Origin of the sequence: Burkholderia sp. B10 (assembly GCF_004368385.1) — a bacterium.
GTDB lineage: Bacteria > Pseudomonadota > Gammaproteobacteria > Burkholderiales > Burkholderiaceae > Burkholderia > Burkholderia vietnamiensis.
The window spans coordinates 90,166-104,914 of sequence record NZ_PQMX01000016.1; the positions used below are offsets into that span (position 1 = coordinate 90,166).

12 protein-coding genes and 1 pseudogene are annotated in these 14,749 nt (G+C 62.5%); 5 read left to right on the top strand and 8 right to left on the bottom strand.

What is annotated here, in order from left to right; genetic code table 11:
- Positions 1–5: 5 nt before the first annotated feature.
- The 5 genes from C3Y15_RS11195 to C3Y15_RS11215 all read right to left on the bottom strand — a co-directional run bounded on the left by C3Y15_RS11195 (position 6) and on the right by C3Y15_RS11215 (position 5,803).
- Positions 6–1,250: an ATP-grasp domain-containing protein gene (locus C3Y15_RS11195; protein WP_059474891.1), complete on the bottom strand. Its 1,245-nt coding sequence runs from the start codon at positions 1,248–1,250 to the stop codon at positions 6–8.
- Positions 1,247–2,374, bottom strand: coding sequence for a histidinol-phosphate transaminase (gene hisC / locus C3Y15_RS11200; protein WP_034193541.1), 1,128 nt, complete (start codon positions 2,372–2,374; stop codon positions 1,247–1,249). Before hisC ends, C3Y15_RS11195 begins: the two co-directional genes overlap by 4 nt.
- A 14-nt stretch (positions 2,375–2,388) precedes the next feature.
- The gene (locus C3Y15_RS11205; protein ID WP_011882218.1) at positions 2,389–3,264 is read right to left on the bottom strand and encodes a phytanoyl-CoA dioxygenase family protein; all 876 of its coding nucleotides are present in this window, start codon (positions 3,262–3,264) and stop codon (positions 2,389–2,391) included.
- 18 nt (positions 3,265–3,282) lie between these two features.
- The gene (aroA, locus tag C3Y15_RS11210) at positions 3,283–4,665 is read right to left on the bottom strand and encodes a 3-phosphoshikimate 1-carboxyvinyltransferase (RefSeq protein WP_011882219.1); all 1,383 of its coding nucleotides are present in this window, start codon (positions 4,663–4,665) and stop codon (positions 3,283–3,285) included.
- A gap of 67 nt (positions 4,666–4,732) precedes the next feature.
- Positions 4,733–5,803, bottom strand: coding sequence for a DUF1611 domain-containing protein (locus tag C3Y15_RS11215; protein ID WP_011882220.1), 1,071 nt, complete (start codon positions 5,801–5,803; stop codon positions 4,733–4,735).
- Between the two features lie 376 nt (positions 5,804–6,179).
- On the opposite strand from C3Y15_RS11215, the gene C3Y15_RS11220 reads away from it, so the two are divergent.
- The 3 genes from C3Y15_RS11220 to C3Y15_RS11230 all read left to right on the top strand — a co-directional run bounded on the left by C3Y15_RS11220 (position 6,180) and on the right by C3Y15_RS11230 (position 8,987).
- A complete protein-coding gene (locus C3Y15_RS11220) occupies positions 6,180–7,277 on the top strand; it encodes an LLM class flavin-dependent oxidoreductase (RefSeq protein ID WP_011882222.1) in 1,098 nt (365 codons plus the stop codon).
- 247 nt (positions 7,278–7,524) lie between these two features.
- Positions 7,525–8,742: an MFS transporter gene (locus tag C3Y15_RS11225; RefSeq protein WP_224020179.1), complete on the top strand. Its 1,218-nt coding sequence runs from the start codon at positions 7,525–7,527 to the stop codon at positions 8,740–8,742.
- Between the two features lie 44 nt (positions 8,743–8,786).
- Positions 8,787–8,987 carry a hypothetical protein gene (locus C3Y15_RS11230; protein ID WP_043292230.1) on the top strand — a complete coding sequence of 67 codons (201 nt, stop codon included), beginning with the start codon at positions 8,787–8,789 and terminating at the stop codon, positions 8,985–8,987.
- 210 nt (positions 8,988–9,197) lie between these two features.
- On the opposite strand, the gene C3Y15_RS11235 is transcribed toward C3Y15_RS11230, so the two are convergent.
- Genes C3Y15_RS11235 through C3Y15_RS11245 form a run of 3 tightly spaced genes read right to left on the bottom strand, consistent with a single transcriptional unit; the run spans position 9,198 to position 12,016 of the window.
- Entirely contained in the window at positions 9,198–10,193 is a 996-nt protein-coding gene (locus C3Y15_RS11235) for an NAD(P)H-quinone oxidoreductase (RefSeq protein ID WP_059474890.1), read from the bottom strand.
- Entirely contained in the window at positions 10,190–10,567 is a 378-nt protein-coding gene (locus C3Y15_RS11240; protein ID WP_011882225.1) for a carboxymuconolactone decarboxylase family protein, read from the bottom strand. Before C3Y15_RS11240 ends, C3Y15_RS11235 begins: the two co-directional genes overlap by 4 nt.
- Before the next feature lie 12 nt (positions 10,568–10,579).
- The gene (locus C3Y15_RS11245; RefSeq protein WP_069240211.1) at positions 10,580–12,016 is read right to left on the bottom strand and encodes an NAD-dependent succinate-semialdehyde dehydrogenase; all 1,437 of its coding nucleotides are present in this window, start codon (positions 12,014–12,016) and stop codon (positions 10,580–10,582) included.
- A 375-nt stretch (positions 12,017–12,391) separates the two neighbouring features.
- Between C3Y15_RS11245 and C3Y15_RS11250 the strand changes: the two genes are divergently transcribed.
- Positions 12,392–13,327, top strand: a complete 936-nt coding sequence (locus C3Y15_RS11250) for a LysR family transcriptional regulator (protein WP_011882227.1) — start codon at positions 12,392–12,394, stop codon at positions 13,325–13,327.
- A 1,166-nt stretch (positions 13,328–14,493) separates the two neighbouring features.
- Positions 14,494–14,749, top strand: a pseudogene (locus C3Y15_RS11255) (energy transducer TonB); the annotation flags it as partial.

Genomic DNA, 14,749 nt, shown 5'->3' on the forward strand with positions numbered 1-14,749 from the left:
GGAGCTCACGGTTGGGTGGTTTCGATGCGGAAGGCTTCGAGCACGTGCGCGACATCGCGCGCGACCTGCGTGCCGGAGGGCGAGTCGAACAGAAAGCGGCCGGACTGGAGCGAGCAGTAGCCATCCTCGTGCTCGATCAGCTGTCCGTCGCTCGGCACCAGTTGCCGATACAGACTGTCGAGCCGCCCGTCGAACCGCGTGACGGATCGCACGCGCTGCGGCAGGCAGGTCGGCCGCGGGAACATCAGCCACGCCCCCACCGAGCCGGTCGGTGCATACAGCTGTGCCGGTTGGTCGAGACTCATGTTGACCCACTCACGAAACAGGTTGATGCCGGTCGCGCGGTGAATCATCGACGGCACGTCGGCACCGCCGACGCGGGCACCGACCTCCAGAAAAACCAGCTCGTCGTCGGTGGTATGGAAGAGTTCCAGGTGGAACGGGCACGCGCGCAGTCCGATCGCCGTCACGCATTGAGTCGCGAACTTCGATACGTAGGCGTGCAGCGCGGTGCCGGGCTCCAGCATGATCGCGCCGAGCGGTGCGCCGGCCGTGAAATCGAGGCAGGTGTTGACGTAGCGAGACGGTACGACGAGCGTTACGTTACCGTTTCGATCGACGAGTCCGTCGACGTGCATCAACGTACCGGCCACGAACTCCTCAAGATCCCACTCGCCGCCGGACGGCAGGTTGGCGATCGCGGTGCGCAGTTGCACCGCATCGCAGATTTTCTGCACACCGTGGCTCGACTGGCCGTCGATCGGCTTCAGGATCAGCGGGTAGCCCGTATGTTCGGCAAACGTGAGTGCGCTGCTCACCTCCGTCGACGTCACGGACCGGTAGCGCGGCGTGCGCAGCCCGGCTTCCTGAACCTTCTGCTTCATCAATAGCTTGTCGCGTCCCAGCCGGTTCTCATCCGGCTTCTTGCCTGGAATATCGAACTCGGCGCGCAATTGCGCGGCCAGATCCTGAAGCGACTCCGAAAAGACGATGAGTCGGTCGATCGGGCCGCTCGCGCCGACGATTTCGGCGATGACCGTGCGGTAGGCGGCGATGTCGTCCAGCCGGTCGAGCTCATAGAGCCGGTAGCTGTCGGCAGAGGCGGTCACGGCGGAGCGGCCGCGACGGTTGACGAGATAGCTGACCCGATGCTGCCTGTGATCGACGAATTCGTCGTAGCGCACCAGGTCGAAATCCCACCGCCCGGTGCCCGGGAATTGCGCGAGATTGTTGATGATGAGAATGTTCATGCGAGTACTCCATTGGCGTCCGATCCGGTCCGTGCCCCGACGAGTCGACGCACGAGATCGACCAGCCGGTCGATCTCGTCCGGCGTGCCGATCGCGATGCGCAGATGCGTCGGCAGTCGATAGGCAGACATCTGCCGCGTGATGAAGCCGTGCGACAGCAGCGCATCGTAGATATGCGCCGCGTGCGGACCGAAGTCGGCGAGCACGAAATTGGCGGAACTGTCGACGACCGTCGCGCCGAGCGTGCGCAGGTCAGCAGCGAGACGTGCCCGGCCTCGCGCGGTCGTCTCGACCACACGGGCCAGATGCGCTTCGTCGTCGAGCGCCGCCGTGGCGCCCGCCAACGCGACGCGGCTGACCGGAAAGGGCGGTCGGATCCGCGACAGTGCGTCGATCAGGCCCGCAGCGGCGATTGCGTATCCGATGCGCAACCCCGCGAGACCGTATGCTTTCGAGAATGTGCGCGTGACGACGACGTTCGGATGCGATAGCGGCAACTGCCCGGTATCGCGCGGCGCGTCGTCGTCCGCGAATTCCGCGTAGGCCTCGTCGAGCACGAGCAGCACGTTGGACGGGAGCTGTGCGATCAGATGCTCAAGTTGCGCGGCCGTGAGCGAGCGGCCGGATAGGTTGGTCGGACTGTCAACGATCAGCATGCGCGTGTTCGAGTCGACCTGTTCGAGTAGTCGATCGACGTCGTGACCGAAATCCGGCCCGCTTGCCGCGATGCGCAGCGCAGCGCTCTGGGTGGTGACGAACGGCGGATACGCACAGTAGCCGTACTCGGACAGCACGACGTTGCGGTCGGCCGGAACGAACGCCTGGACCAGCGATGCGATGACGTCGATCGAGCCGTTTCCGAGCGCCAGCATGTCGGCCGGAACCCGCTGGTGCCGGGCAAGCTTGTCGAGCAGCGCGCCGCTGTCCGGATAGCGGTTCGATTGCTCGAGCGCGCGTTGCATCGCGGCGAGCACTCCGGGCGGCGGCGGGAACGGCGACTCGTTGCTCGAGAACTTGTGGATATCGTGCAAGCCTCGCTCTGCTCGCAGTTTTTCCTCGGTGATGCCCGGCCGGTACGGAGCAAGCCCGCGCAGCGCCGGAACCAAAAAGGCGTTCCAGTCCATCGGATCTCCCGTGTTCAGCGTCCCGAGGCTGCCGTCACTGCGTAGCCGGACGTTTTCATGGTCGTCAGTGCCTTGCGCAGGTGAGAACCTTCCTGCACCTCGTACAGGGACCCGAATTCGCGTTCGGCGAGCGGCAGCAAATGCGTGCCCTGGTCGACCCGCGCGACTTTCGAACGTTGTCCACGCAACAGTTCGACACCCGGTTCGTTGTGTGCGGCGTGCGGTCCGAAGTAAATCGGGAATGCATCGGCCGCCCGATAGGCGGGCAGGAACGTGCGGCGCGGCAGCTGCGATACGTTGCGCGCCGATGCATGGAGCGTCAGGCAGTGCAGGAACAGGACGCTGCCGGCTGGCACCTCGATGCTGACCGCCCGAGCTTCATCGACGTCGTGGACCTTGCCGCGGAAGAATCCATCGACCTCGTGTGACAGCAGGCCGCGCCGGTGCGACCCGGGTACGACGCGCAGGCAGCCGTTCGCTTCGCTTGCATCGTCGAGAAAGATCAGCGCGGTGACGAGATCGGCGTTGGTGTGCGGATAGTAGGAGAAGTCCTGGTGCCATTCGACGACACTGCCGACTTTCGGTCCCTTCATGTTGAGCTTGCTGTAGTGGAACAGCACGTTCTTGCCAATCAGCCCTTCGATGCAGTCGAGCAGGCGCGGGGCAGTCGCCATGTCCTTGAATGCGGGATGCTTTTGCGTCGGCGACCAGATCCGGCGCACGGTTGCGCCGTCCTCGGGTTCGAATTCATACGGCTTCTCGGGATTGGCGGGCGACAGCAGCGTGTCGATCGCGGCGAGCGAGCGAACAACCTCGTCGGTATCGAAGAGTTTTTCGATCACGAGATAACCATGTTCCGCATAGAACGCCAGTTGCTGGTTGGTAAGCATGACAATTCTCCGTTGGGATCAGACCGCCTGCAGTAGCGAACGCTCGTCGTCGTGCGACGCGCCGGTCCCGACTTCGCGATAGGCGGCACCGAGATGCTCGAACTGCGTGAAGAAGTCGGGGAACGAGCAGTTCACGTCGCGGTAACCCTCGAGCCGGTTTGGCTGGCGCGCACGCAGCGATGCGATGAACAGCGACATGAAGATCCGGTGGTCGCCCCAGCTCGACAGGTCGACGCCGCCCGGATACGGCTCGCCGGTGCCGCGGATCTCGAAGCCGTCGTAGACGCCGTCCTTGAAGAGGCCCTTGATGTCGACGCCCATCTTGCCCAGCTCGCTAACCATCGCCTTGATGCGAGGCGACTTGTGCAGCCGCGTGATCGAGCCGCCGACCACGCGGAACGTTCCTTTCACGTAGGCGCCGATCGCGGCGAGCGTCGGTACGATGTTCGGGAAATCGCTGGCGTCGAATTCGTAGTCGCCGGTGAGCTGGGAGTGGGAATTGACGAGCGTCAGCTCATTGCGCGTGTCGTCGAAATGGACGGAGAGGCCGAGCGCCTGTACGACATCGATGATTGCGCGCTCGCCCTGCAGGCTCTCGCTGCCGAGGTTGCCCAGCACGAAGGTGCCGGGGAACAGCGCGGCGGCGCCGATCAGGTACGACGACGATGTGTAGTCCCCGCCGATCCGGTACTCCGCGGCTTGATAGTTGCCCGGCTGGACGCGGATCAGCGAGAAGTCGTCGGTAACGTCAACCTGGATTCCCGAATGGCGCAACGTCGCGATCGTCTGGCGGATGTAGGAAATCGACAGCAATTCGCCTTCGATCGCGATTTCGACCGGCTTGTCGGCGAGCGGCGCGGCGAACAGGATTGCGGTGATGAACTGCGAACTTACGTTGCCAGGGACCGTGCAGCGTCCGCCGCGCAACCCGCCTCCCCAGTTGACGACCGGCGCCTTGCCGGCCTCGCCGATGCATTCGATACGCGCGCCGAGTTCCTCGAGTGCGTCGAACAACGGCTTCATCACCCGCGTGCGCAGAATGGTGTCGCCGGTAATGATGGCAGGCGAGTCGGCGAAACTCGTCAACGCGGTGAACGTGCGAAACACGAGCCCCGAGCCGATCGCGTCGACGACGCGCTGGCCCAGATGCAGCGCGCGGCCGACACCGCGGATCTCGAGGTATCCGGCGTGTTCGTCGATGCGCGCGCCGAGTGCGCGGCATGCTTGCTTCATCGCGCTGGTCTCGACACAGCGCAGATCGTTGTGGACGATCGACGTGCCGTCGGCGAGAGTCGCGGCGAGTATCGCGCGCTGGGTCTCGGGCTTGGACGAAGGGGTGACGGCGTAACCCTTGAGCGAGTGGATGGGTTCGACATGGAGCAGGCTGGACTGTTCGGTCATTTGAATCGCTTCCTGTGTTTGACGATGGCGCGACGATGCAGGCGGGACGACGAAAGCCGGCGGCCGGTCAGGCCGCCAGGCGTTGAAGGGTCCGGTCGTGGACGCTCAGTGCGTCCACGAGTCGGTCAGCACCCGAGCGGATGACGTCGACGGCAGGCAGGCCCGTTTCCCATTCGATCTCCTCGATGGCGCGCGCGGCTTGCTCGGCTGGAAGCGCACCTGTATGGACGCTGACGCCGACCACCTTCGCCGGTCGCAGAAACGAGCCAAGCTGTTCATACAGCGTGACGAGTTCGGGTAGCGGACGCAGCGGCGCATGCGCCCAGCCCTTGTGATGTGCAAGGCCCGCCTCGTGGCACAGCACGAGGGCCTGCGGCATGGCACCGTGAAGCAGGCCCAGCGTGACGCCGCTGTAGGCGGGATGGGAAATCGATCCCTGTCCCTCGACGACGATCCAGTCGTGGTGACGCGCCGATTCGAGTACGAGCGATTCGGTGACACCCGCGACGAAGTCGGACGGGACGGCATCGATCGCGACACCGGCGCCGCTAATATAGATACCGCTCTGGCCGGTAGCGACGAAACCTGCGTTGATGCCTCGTCGTCGTGCAGCTTCCGCGATCTCGATGGCGGTGGTTTTCTTGCCAACCCGGCAATCGGTGCCGACGGTATGGACGATGAAGCGATCGAGCGCGTCGAGCTTGCCTTCACTGGTCGCGAGCGTATCGGGCGGCTCTTTCGTATCCCAGATCCGTGCGCCGGATTCCGACGCAAGTGCGGCGAAATCAGGATCGGTCGCAATCCGGAAATGCAGACCGCTGACGACGTCGAGCCCGCGGGCGAGTGCGAGCGCTATCTGCGCGCGCCATGCATCGGGCAATGCGTTGGAGAACAGGCCCACACCGATCAGGAAAATGTCCGGATCGAACTGCAATGCCGATTCCAGCGAGTCGAGCACCGGGATGCCGTGGCCGTATCCGAGTACCTCGCCCACGTCCTTTCCGGCACAACGGCTGTCGACGACGGCGACGCATTCGCTGTGGCGATAGCGCAGGTAAGAGGTCGCCACCTTGCTTGTCACAGGGCCGAAGCAGCCCTCGGCGAAGACGACGACGCGTTTGTTTCTCAGGTTCAACATCAGCGTGGCTCCATTTCTTCGATGAACATTCGTGACCGTCGCCGGCCGCGTCGTGTCGCGCCGGAGGGCGGTGATGCGAGAACGGATGCAACAGCAATGACACACGGGAATGTCGGCCGGCGCATATTCGTGCGGAATCGCGATACGTCTTCGATATCGGCCTCGACGTGTTGACGAGAGTAGGCGAGCGCGACGGATCGCAGCGCATTCGTGAGAACTTATTGCGGCCGGTAAATGTCAGCGATGGATCAAAAAATTGGTGTGCCGTCAAAGTTTCTTCGTCGGCGCGGTGCGGGCTTGCTCGATTCGTTGCTCGACTCCTAAGCTGAAGGTCACTACGGCAACAGGCCGGATTCGACTATCGGGAGAGGCGACGATGCGGGTATTTCAACCCCTGAAGATTCATTGGTGCGCGCCGCGCGGAGCGGGCAATACTAAGGCGTCCGAGCGGGACCTCGCGAATGAACTCGATCTCGACGGTCTGGTGGACTTTGCGCAGGAAGCGGAGGACATGCAGATCGATACGCTGCTGATGGGAATCGGTTTTCATCTGCCGGAGCCGTTGCCGCTGATCGGCGCACTCGCGCGCGAGACGCGCAGACTGTCGTTCATGCTGGCCTATCGCCCGGGACTGCTGCCGCCGACGCTATTCGCGCAGGCAGTCAATACGCTGTCGTGGATGTCGAACAAACGGATCTCGCTGAACATCGTCGCCGGCATTTCTCCGGAGGAACAGGCGTACTACGGCGACTATCTGGCGCACGACGCGCGCTACGAGCGCACGTCCGAATATCTCGGTGTGCTGCATCGGTTCTGGCGCGGCGAGACGCCGGTGTCGCATGAAGGCACCCACTACCGGTTCGACGGCGCGCGCCTCGGCCTGCCATTCAAGGACGGCGAGCGACCGCGAATCTATCTGAGCGGCGCGTCCGCGTTGGCCAAGCGCATCACCATCGAATCGGGGGACTGCTGGCTGCGTTACGGCGACACGCCGGAGGGCATCGCGGTCGCTGCTCGTGAGCCCCTGGAGGCCGGGCGCAGCGTCGGCATCCGCATGCACGTGCTGGCTCGCGAAACGCGGGAAGAGGCACATGCAGAAGTGGCCGCCATGATGGCGAACTCGGATGAAGCCCATCGTCAGCAGGTTCAGGCATTCGTGAAGACGTGCGATTCGGAGGCGGTGAAAAAGTCGTTCGATCTTGCCGAGCAGGCGTCCGGTGGCTGGTTGTCACCGATGCTGTGGACGGGCGCCGTCGCCTATCGCGGAGGCCCGGCCCTGTGTGTGGTGGGCAGCTACGACGAGGTCGCACGGTATCTGCTCGAATACAAGCAGGCCGGTGTCAGCGAATTCATCCTGTCCGGCTGGCCGACGCGTGGAGAGATGCGGCGATTCTGTCACCACGTGCTGCCCCTGATTCGCCAGTATGAAGCGCGGACGGCCGGGAGCGAAGACAAGGCAGCGCTCGTCATCTGATGATCACACGATGTTGCGCGACTGGCGCGGCTCGGCCGCACCAGATCGGAAAGCCGGTCAGGAATCTAAAATCAAGGATATAGATAAGTGATACGAAATGATGGATCAGAGGCGAGTGAAACGTGTGGTGTTCATCGGTCAGGACGGCGGCCAGGGTTCCGTCGCGACGTGAGCGCCTCGAGCATGGAGGTGGCGATTGATCGGTGAATCGCGCTCCGCTTCGCTGCGCTGGTTCGCGTCGGGACTGATGCTTGGATTGATCGCCGAGCAGACGGTGCTGTTTGCGGTGCCGCTTCTCATTTATCAGCGGACCGGAAGCCTCGCGTATTCGGGCATTGCATATGCAGTCGAATGGGTGCCGGCGTTGATCGCTTATCCGTTCGCCGGCTTGTTCGCGGACCGGCTCGGCGGCCGCCGGTTGTTCCGGTATGCAAATCGCGTCCGGATGACCTGCCTGACGATTGCCGTGGCAGCCTGCTTCGCGATGCCGTCGGCCACGATCATTGCGCTGATGGTCAACAGCGTCTTCCTGTCGCTGCTGATCGCGCCGGTGCGGATGTCGGTGGAAAAGACGGTGCCGATGCTAGCGGACGGCGGCAAGCTGTCGGATTTGCAGTCGTTGGTGCAGAACGTCGAATTGCTCGCGATGGCCCTCGGTCCAGCCCTTGCGGCGGGGCTGGCGCAATGGCTGGGTAAGCTCCCGCTCCTGCTCGTCGCGGCGGCCGGATTCGCGCTGGCCGCGTGGTGCTGGCGCGAACTTCCGGCGAGCCCGCGCGGCACCGCTCACGGTCGGGTCCGGCACGACCTGGTTCTGGGATGGCGATTGCTGATCGCGAACCGGCCGGTTGTGTTGCTTGCGTTGGTGAACTTCGCCATCAACCTCGCGTTTGCGATCGCGGCGAGCGCGAACGCATATCTCGTCACGGGCGTGTTCCGCGCATCCGACAGTGTATTCGGCTTGATGAACACTGGCGCGGGCGTGCTCGGGCTGCTGAACCTGTTGCTGATTCCGAAGCTGACCCGCAGTTGGAGCATCTATCGGCTCGGTGCAGGCGGCTTCGCGCTGATGTGCACCGGGCTCGTATGCATGGGATTGGCGCAGGGTGTCTGGGTTTATGTGATCGCGTTTCTCGGCGCGATGGCGGGGGCTGCTTGGTACAACGTGTTCAACCGGACATTGCGCGTACGTGCGATCGAGCGCGAGCACCTCGGCAAAGTGATCGGGCCGTTCTATCTGATCAACGGGCTCTCGTATCCGCTCGCGGGCGTGTTGACCGCGAGCGTGGGGCCGGTGCTAGGCATCCAGCACATCCTGTTGTTCATGGCCGTGATGCTCAGCGGTCCGGGCGCGTGGGTGCTGTGGGTGACGTCCCGATTGTTTCGCAAGCGGGTCGATGCGCCGCAGCCTGCGGACGAGGTGTGCGAGGGCGCGGAACCGCTGCCCGAGGCCGCCGATCGCGCGTGAGCGAGGTCGCGCGACGATACGATTGCCGATGTACGGAGGATGTCATGACTTCGAAAATCAGAATGGCCCGGCGGCGGCCGGATTTGCCGATCGAGACGGCGTCTCCGCACGCGGAATTCCATGAGTGCGGCGGGGTGCCTCTGCTCGACGAGACCGAACCTCGCCGGATGCGCGACGAATCCGGCGACGGTGGGGTAGTCTTCACGCCGGAGGATCCGGATACCGCCTCGAGCGTGTTGTTCTGAGCGTCGTGCCGGAAAGCTGCGAGGGAGCGATACCGTTCCGGTACGTGCGGGACGTTCGATTCGGGTGCGGGAAGCCGCGACATGCACCATCGGCGCTGCCGGCCCGTCGTCGCGAATGGTTTTATTTCCGGCCATGAGCAACGCGCTCCCGTCCGCCTGACTGCCATCAACCAGCTTCGTACATGGGCCGCGACGCGAATCGGCCCTACGTCAGCTATCTTCGCTCATCGTCAGGATGATCTTTCCTACGTTTACAGCAGACTCCATCCGTCGATGGGCGGCCGCGGCGTCTGCGAGCGGAAACACGCTGTCGACGACCGGCTCCAGACCCGCGCCTCCCGCAAAGCGGTCCAGCCAATGTTCGCGAAACCGCCGAACCATCGCGTGTTTCTCGCTCTGGTCGCGCGACTTCATCACCGTGCCGATGATTTGCAGATGACGGTACAGGATCTGTTCGAGGCTCACGCTGACGTCACCGCCGCCGCCGAGTATGCCGACCTGCACCAGCCGGCCGCCGTTTGCCAATGACGCGACGTTCCGGGAAAAATACGGTGCGCCCACGAAGTCGATGGCCACATCGACACCACGTTTGCCCGTCCTGCTTGCGACGACTTCCGAAAAGTCCTGCGTCTTGTAGTCGATCGCATGGTCCACACCCAGTTGAACGATCCGTTCCAGCTTTGAGGCTTCGGCCGTTGCGAAAATCGTCGCGCCGGTTGCATAGGCCAGCTGGACCGCTGCGGAACCCACCCCGCCCGCCGCTGCGTGGATCAGCACCGCATCGCCGCGCTGCAAGCGGCCCAGATGCAACAACGCTTCGTGCGCAGTGACGAACACTTCCGGTATGGCGGCCGCATGCACATAGTCGAGCGTTGCGGGAATGGGCATCGCCATTCTCCAGTCAATGCGCGCCCGTTCTGCGTAGGCGCCGCCGCCCACGACGCCCATGACACGATCACCGACCTTGTAACCCTGCACGGAAGGGCCTGTCTCGATCACCTCGCCGGCGATTTCGAGCCCCATGATCGTCGAGTCGCCGAAGTTCGGCCGGCCGTATCCGCCACGCCGATGGGTCAGATCGGCGCGATTCACACCCGCGGCATGGACGCGTACCAGTAGATCGTCGGGCCGAACCTCAGGAGCCGCGACCTCGGCCAGTTGGAGCACCTCGGCATCGCCGAATTCCTTGAATGTGATGGCTTTCATTTCAAACCTTCCTGCGTCGTAGATGCATTGCCGGCGAGATCGTCGGGCTGAGGATGGGCGCCGAGCGTTGCCTGCGCCGTGGCGGATGCGGAGATTGCGGCGGGAAACCCGGCATAGAACGCGAGGTGAGTGATTGCCGCTGACAACTCTTCACGGGTTACGCCGTTCGTCAACGCGCGGCGCAGGTGCGCCGGCAACTCGTCGAGATGGCCCCCCGCGATCAGCGCGGCAACAGTCACGAGGCTGCGGTCGCGCGGCGAGAGCGTCGGATCGCTCCAGATCCGCGGATAGAGCGTGTCGTCGACGAATGCCGAAAGCGTCGGCGTGAACGCACGCGCGGCTTCGCGCGGACTATCGAAATGCGTATCGGACATGGCGATCTCCTTTCAAGCCTGGCTGATGAACTTGTGTGTGAGGTAGTACTCGATGCCCTCGGTGCCGCCTTCCGAGCCGTGGCCGCTTTCCTTCATGCCGCCGAACGGCAGTTCGGTCGAGACGATGCGGTACTGGTTGATGCCGATCATGCCGGCTTCGAGACCGTCCGCTACATCGATGGCCGTCCGCGCACTGCTTGTGAACGCATAGGCAGAGAGCCCGTACGGCAACCGGTTCGCTTCGGCGAGGCCGTCGGCCAGGGCATCGAAGCGCATCAGCACCGCGATCGGGCCGAACGGCTCTTCGTGCATCACGCGCGCGTCCTTCGGTACGTCTGCGAGGACCGTCGGCTCGAAGAAATACCCTTCACCTTCGATGCGCTTTCCGCCGGCCAGAATCGTTGCGCCACGCTCGACCGCATCGGCGATGAGTTCCTCCATCTTGGCAAGCTGGCGCGGGTTCGCCAGCGGCCCGACCTGCGTGCCGGCATCCATGCCGTTCCCGACCTTGAGCGCGCTCGTCGCACGTACGAAGTGACCGACGAACTCGTCGTAGACTTCGCGTTGGATCAGGAAGCGCGTCGACGAGATGCAGACCTGGCCGGTGCCGCGAAAGCGATTCGCCGCGCCTTCGACCGCAGCCTTTTCGACGTCGGCATCGTTGAATACGAGGACGGGCCCGTGGCCGCCCAGCTCAAGCGTGATGGGTTTGACGCCTTCGGCTGCGCGCGCCGACAGCAGACGGCCGATCGGCACCGAGCCCGTGAACGTGACCTTCCGGATTACCGGGGAAGCGATCAGTTGCGTCGACACCTGGTCGGGCACGCCGAACACGACTTGAAGCACGCCCTTCGGCAAGCCGGCGTCGTCCAGTGCGCGTGCCAACGCGAGCGCCGTTGCGGGGCTTTCCTCGCCGGGTTTGATGATGACACTGCATCCGGCGGCGAGTGCGGCGGAGAGCTTGCGCGCCGGGGTGATCGCCGGAAAATTCCACGGCGTGAATGCGGCGACGGGCCCGATCGCCTGTTTCTTCACGAGCTGTTGCACGCCCGGACGGTTGGATGGCACCACGCGGCCGTCGATGCGACGCGCCTCTTCGGCGAACCATTCGAAATAGTCGGCGGCGCGCAGGACTTCGTCGCGGCTTTCTGCCAGCGGTTTCCCTTCCTCCAGCGTCATCACGGTAGCAATGTGCTCGGCGCGCTCGCGCATTAGTTCCGCCGCGCGCTTCAGAATGCGCGCACGTTCGGCCGGCACGGTGTTGCGCCAGACATCGAACGCCGGTACCGCAGCCTGGAGGGCGCGATCGAGGTCCGCTGCCGTCGCCAGTGGAACGCGCCCGATCTGGATTTGCGTGGCGGGATTGATCACGGGCGCCGTTTCGCGTTCGCTCGCGCCGATCCATTCCCCATTGATGAAGAGATGAAGCGCGTCGTATGTGATGTCCATGGTTTAGCCTTTATGGTTAGGATTGCGATTTGATGCGGGTTCGTCTAGAGCCGGATAGGGAGCCTGCGCTACGCCGTGTCTGGATCATCGACCATGGCGGACGGAGCTCAGGATTGAAACGTCTACGTTCCGACTGCCTGACTTCGGGACCAAGTCTAGGCGTGAAGCAGGCGGCAACTTAGATGGCCCGGCAAGAATGAATCTTGTCTCTGGAGGGAAAATCCGCCGCCAAAATGAAAGATGAATGAAAGGATGCAAAAAAAACGACACGACGCTGCTCGCTGACTGCACGAAACAGGTGCGGAACCTATGATCACAGACTCGCGCGGGCCGAAACGCAGCGATTCGACGAAAAATTCAAAGCGAGGGTGACTAATGGACAAGGTGCACACCATGTCGGTGTTTGTGAAAGTGGTCGAGATGGGCAGTTTCACGGCTGTCGCAAACCACCTCGATACGACGGTCGGCAACATTTCTCGAGCGGTATCTGTCCTCGAAGACAATCTCAACACGCGGTTGCTACAGCGCTCGACGCGACGGCTCGTCGTTACCGACGCGGGGCGACGTTTTTACGAACGCAGTGTTGCGATCCTCTCGGACATCGAACGGGCGGAAGCGGAAGCACGCGATGCGCTGCTGGAGCCGCGTGGTCTATTACGCGTGCATGCGGTGCCGGGATTGGGGCGCCAACTCGTTTCGCAAGCCGTGCTTGCCTATCGGAGCGCATATCCGGAAGTATCGGTCGATCTCATGCTGTCGCAGCGGATGCCGAATCTGCTCGAAGAGCAACTCGACGTGGCGATCGTGATCGCGCGCACGCTGCCCGACTCGGCGTACGTGAGCCAGAAGATCGGAACCAGTCATTGCATTCTCGCGGCGTCGCCCGACTATCTGGCACGGCATCCGGCTCCCGAGTGTGTGGAAGACCTCGTCGGTCACACATGTGTGCTTCTGAGCACGGTCGATTACGCGCCGGACGAATGGCATCTGCAAGGCAGAGCAGGCGAGGCGGTGTATCGTCCAACGGGATCGCACTTCAGTGTGAATGACATGGATGCGATGTCCACGGTACTGCGGGAGGGCGCGGGAATTGGATTGATCGCTGCCTTCTCGGCAATCGACGATCTGCGCAAAGGATCGCTCGTTCGCGTCCTGCCGGAATTTCACACCGCGCAGCGCAACGTATATGCGGTGTACTCGTCCCGTCAATTCGTCGACGCGAAAATCAAACGGTTCATCGATGTCCTGAAGGTGCAGGTAGGGGATCGGTTGAATGCGTATGCGGATGAGCTCGCGATCATGGTCGCATGATCCCCGTTGCGCTCGGCACGGTCGAGCGGGTATCCGATTGCTCACATCGCCTCGCTCAACCTCACGATCCTGATGACGCGCTTGGGGACGTGTATGCCCGTACGTGCATGCACATTTCTGTCGCGCCGCGGCAACGCCTGAGTGTGTGGAAGTGAATCGCACCCATCGGGTGTTTGCGTGCGCCGAACCCGTGTTCGACTGTGCATCGTCGTCATGGCACCGAACTGGCGGTCCGGTCTCTGCGGCATCGCCTCGAGCACCGCTTGGTGCTTCCCCCGCCGGATTTGTCCGTAATCGCTTGTTCCAGGATTGGGACGTGAGCAGCGACGCCGAATGCGCGTTGATGGAGCGTTCACATCGCTCCGTGAAGTAAGAGACGCCCGTACGCGCAGACAGTCGGCCAACGAGTTCTCGTAGACGCAGTCGTGCCCGGAATCATAAAATAGATTCGGCATGCAGATCATCGTGCCTATTTGATAGGCATCTTGAATGTCACTATTTTGATTTGTAGTCAATTACGAATAAGTTAATTGGATTCGTCCGAGTATTGTTTTGAAAATCCGTAGCCCCGCATAACAACGGTCGATAGGCTTCCATCCATGCAGGAGACAATGAGACGCATCCGATAACGCTTCATTAAATCCGCGTCGATTCGGTGCATCGCACTAAATTGGTGATTATTGTCATAAGCACCGAATGAGTGCGATAACCATACAAATAAATTACAAAATCAATAAAAAATGTTTCGTGAAGCCTCCTGACTCGTTATTCGAGCAAGTCCTCCAAACTTTGTATTCGGGCATCAAAAAAAGTTTGACGGCCAGATTTTTTCCTTGCTATCGTCTGCACCCAAGACGCACGGCCACGCTGCCATCGGGGTGTAGCGACGGTCCGATCGTCATGCGCGAACGTGCCTGTGTCGACGCAGCTGACAATTGCCTGAACGCTGGTGCGGGGTGGATGCCGGATAAGGCGGCTATCCCGTGGCGGTTGAAACGATTCCTTGAAATTGAATGAATTCGGATCCGAAATCGATGCTTTCGATTCGGATTGCAAATTGCATTAAAAATTAGATTTCGCGTTGAGGCGGCGACGGAACCGACCCGGTTCCTGGGCCGGCCATCATCGTGAAACTGGGCGATTCGCTTGGGGGATGGATAGTGGGCATGAAAGTCGAAAAGCATCTGATTGCTTCGAACAGCGGGCTTGCCACGCTCGGGCGTCCGCGGGAATTCGGCAAGAAGCAGCAGAATCCGGTGCGCCGTTTCGGCGGCATCGCAGTCGTTCTCCTGTTGCACGCAGTGCTGATCTACGCATTGCTCAACGGCCTCGCGACGAAAGTCGTGCAGGTGATCCAGCATCCAATCGAAACCCGCATCATCGAGCCGGTGAAACCGCCGCCCCCCCCGCCGATGCCGGTCG

Bases quoted from the DNA above. Each gene is read 5' to 3' on its own strand.
- C3Y15_RS11195 (WP_059474891.1), bottom strand. From the start codon at position 1,250: ATGAACATTCTCATCATCAACAATCTCGCGCAATTCCCGGGCACCGGG.
- hisC (WP_034193541.1), bottom strand. From the start codon at position 2,374: ATGGACTGGAACGCCTTTTTGGTTCCGGCGCTGCGCGGGCTTGCTCCG.
- C3Y15_RS11205 (WP_011882218.1), bottom strand. From the start codon at position 3,264: ATGCTTACCAACCAGCAACTGGCGTTCTATGCGGAACATGGTTATCTC.
- aroA (WP_011882219.1), bottom strand. From the start codon at position 4,665: ATGACCGAACAGTCCAGCCTGCTCCATGTCGAACCCATCCACTCGCTC.
- C3Y15_RS11215 (WP_011882220.1), bottom strand. From the start codon at position 5,803: ATGTTGAACCTGAGAAACAAACGCGTCGTCGTCTTCGCCGAGGGCTGC.
- C3Y15_RS11220 (WP_011882222.1), top strand. From the start codon at position 6,180: ATGCGGGTATTTCAACCCCTGAAGATTCATTGGTGCGCGCCGCGCGGA.
- C3Y15_RS11225 (WP_224020179.1), top strand. From the start codon at position 7,525: ATGCTTGGATTGATCGCCGAGCAGACGGTGCTGTTTGCGGTGCCGCTT.
- C3Y15_RS11230 (WP_043292230.1), top strand. From the start codon at position 8,787: ATGACTTCGAAAATCAGAATGGCCCGGCGGCGGCCGGATTTGCCGATC.
- C3Y15_RS11235 (WP_059474890.1), bottom strand. From the start codon at position 10,193: ATGAAAGCCATCACATTCAAGGAATTCGGCGATGCCGAGGTGCTCCAA.
- C3Y15_RS11240 (WP_011882225.1), bottom strand. From the start codon at position 10,567: ATGTCCGATACGCATTTCGATAGTCCGCGCGAAGCCGCGCGTGCGTTC.
- C3Y15_RS11245 (WP_069240211.1), bottom strand. From the start codon at position 12,016: ATGGACATCACATACGACGCGCTTCATCTCTTCATCAATGGGGAATGG.
- C3Y15_RS11250 (WP_011882227.1), top strand. From the start codon at position 12,392: ATGGACAAGGTGCACACCATGTCGGTGTTTGTGAAAGTGGTCGAGATG.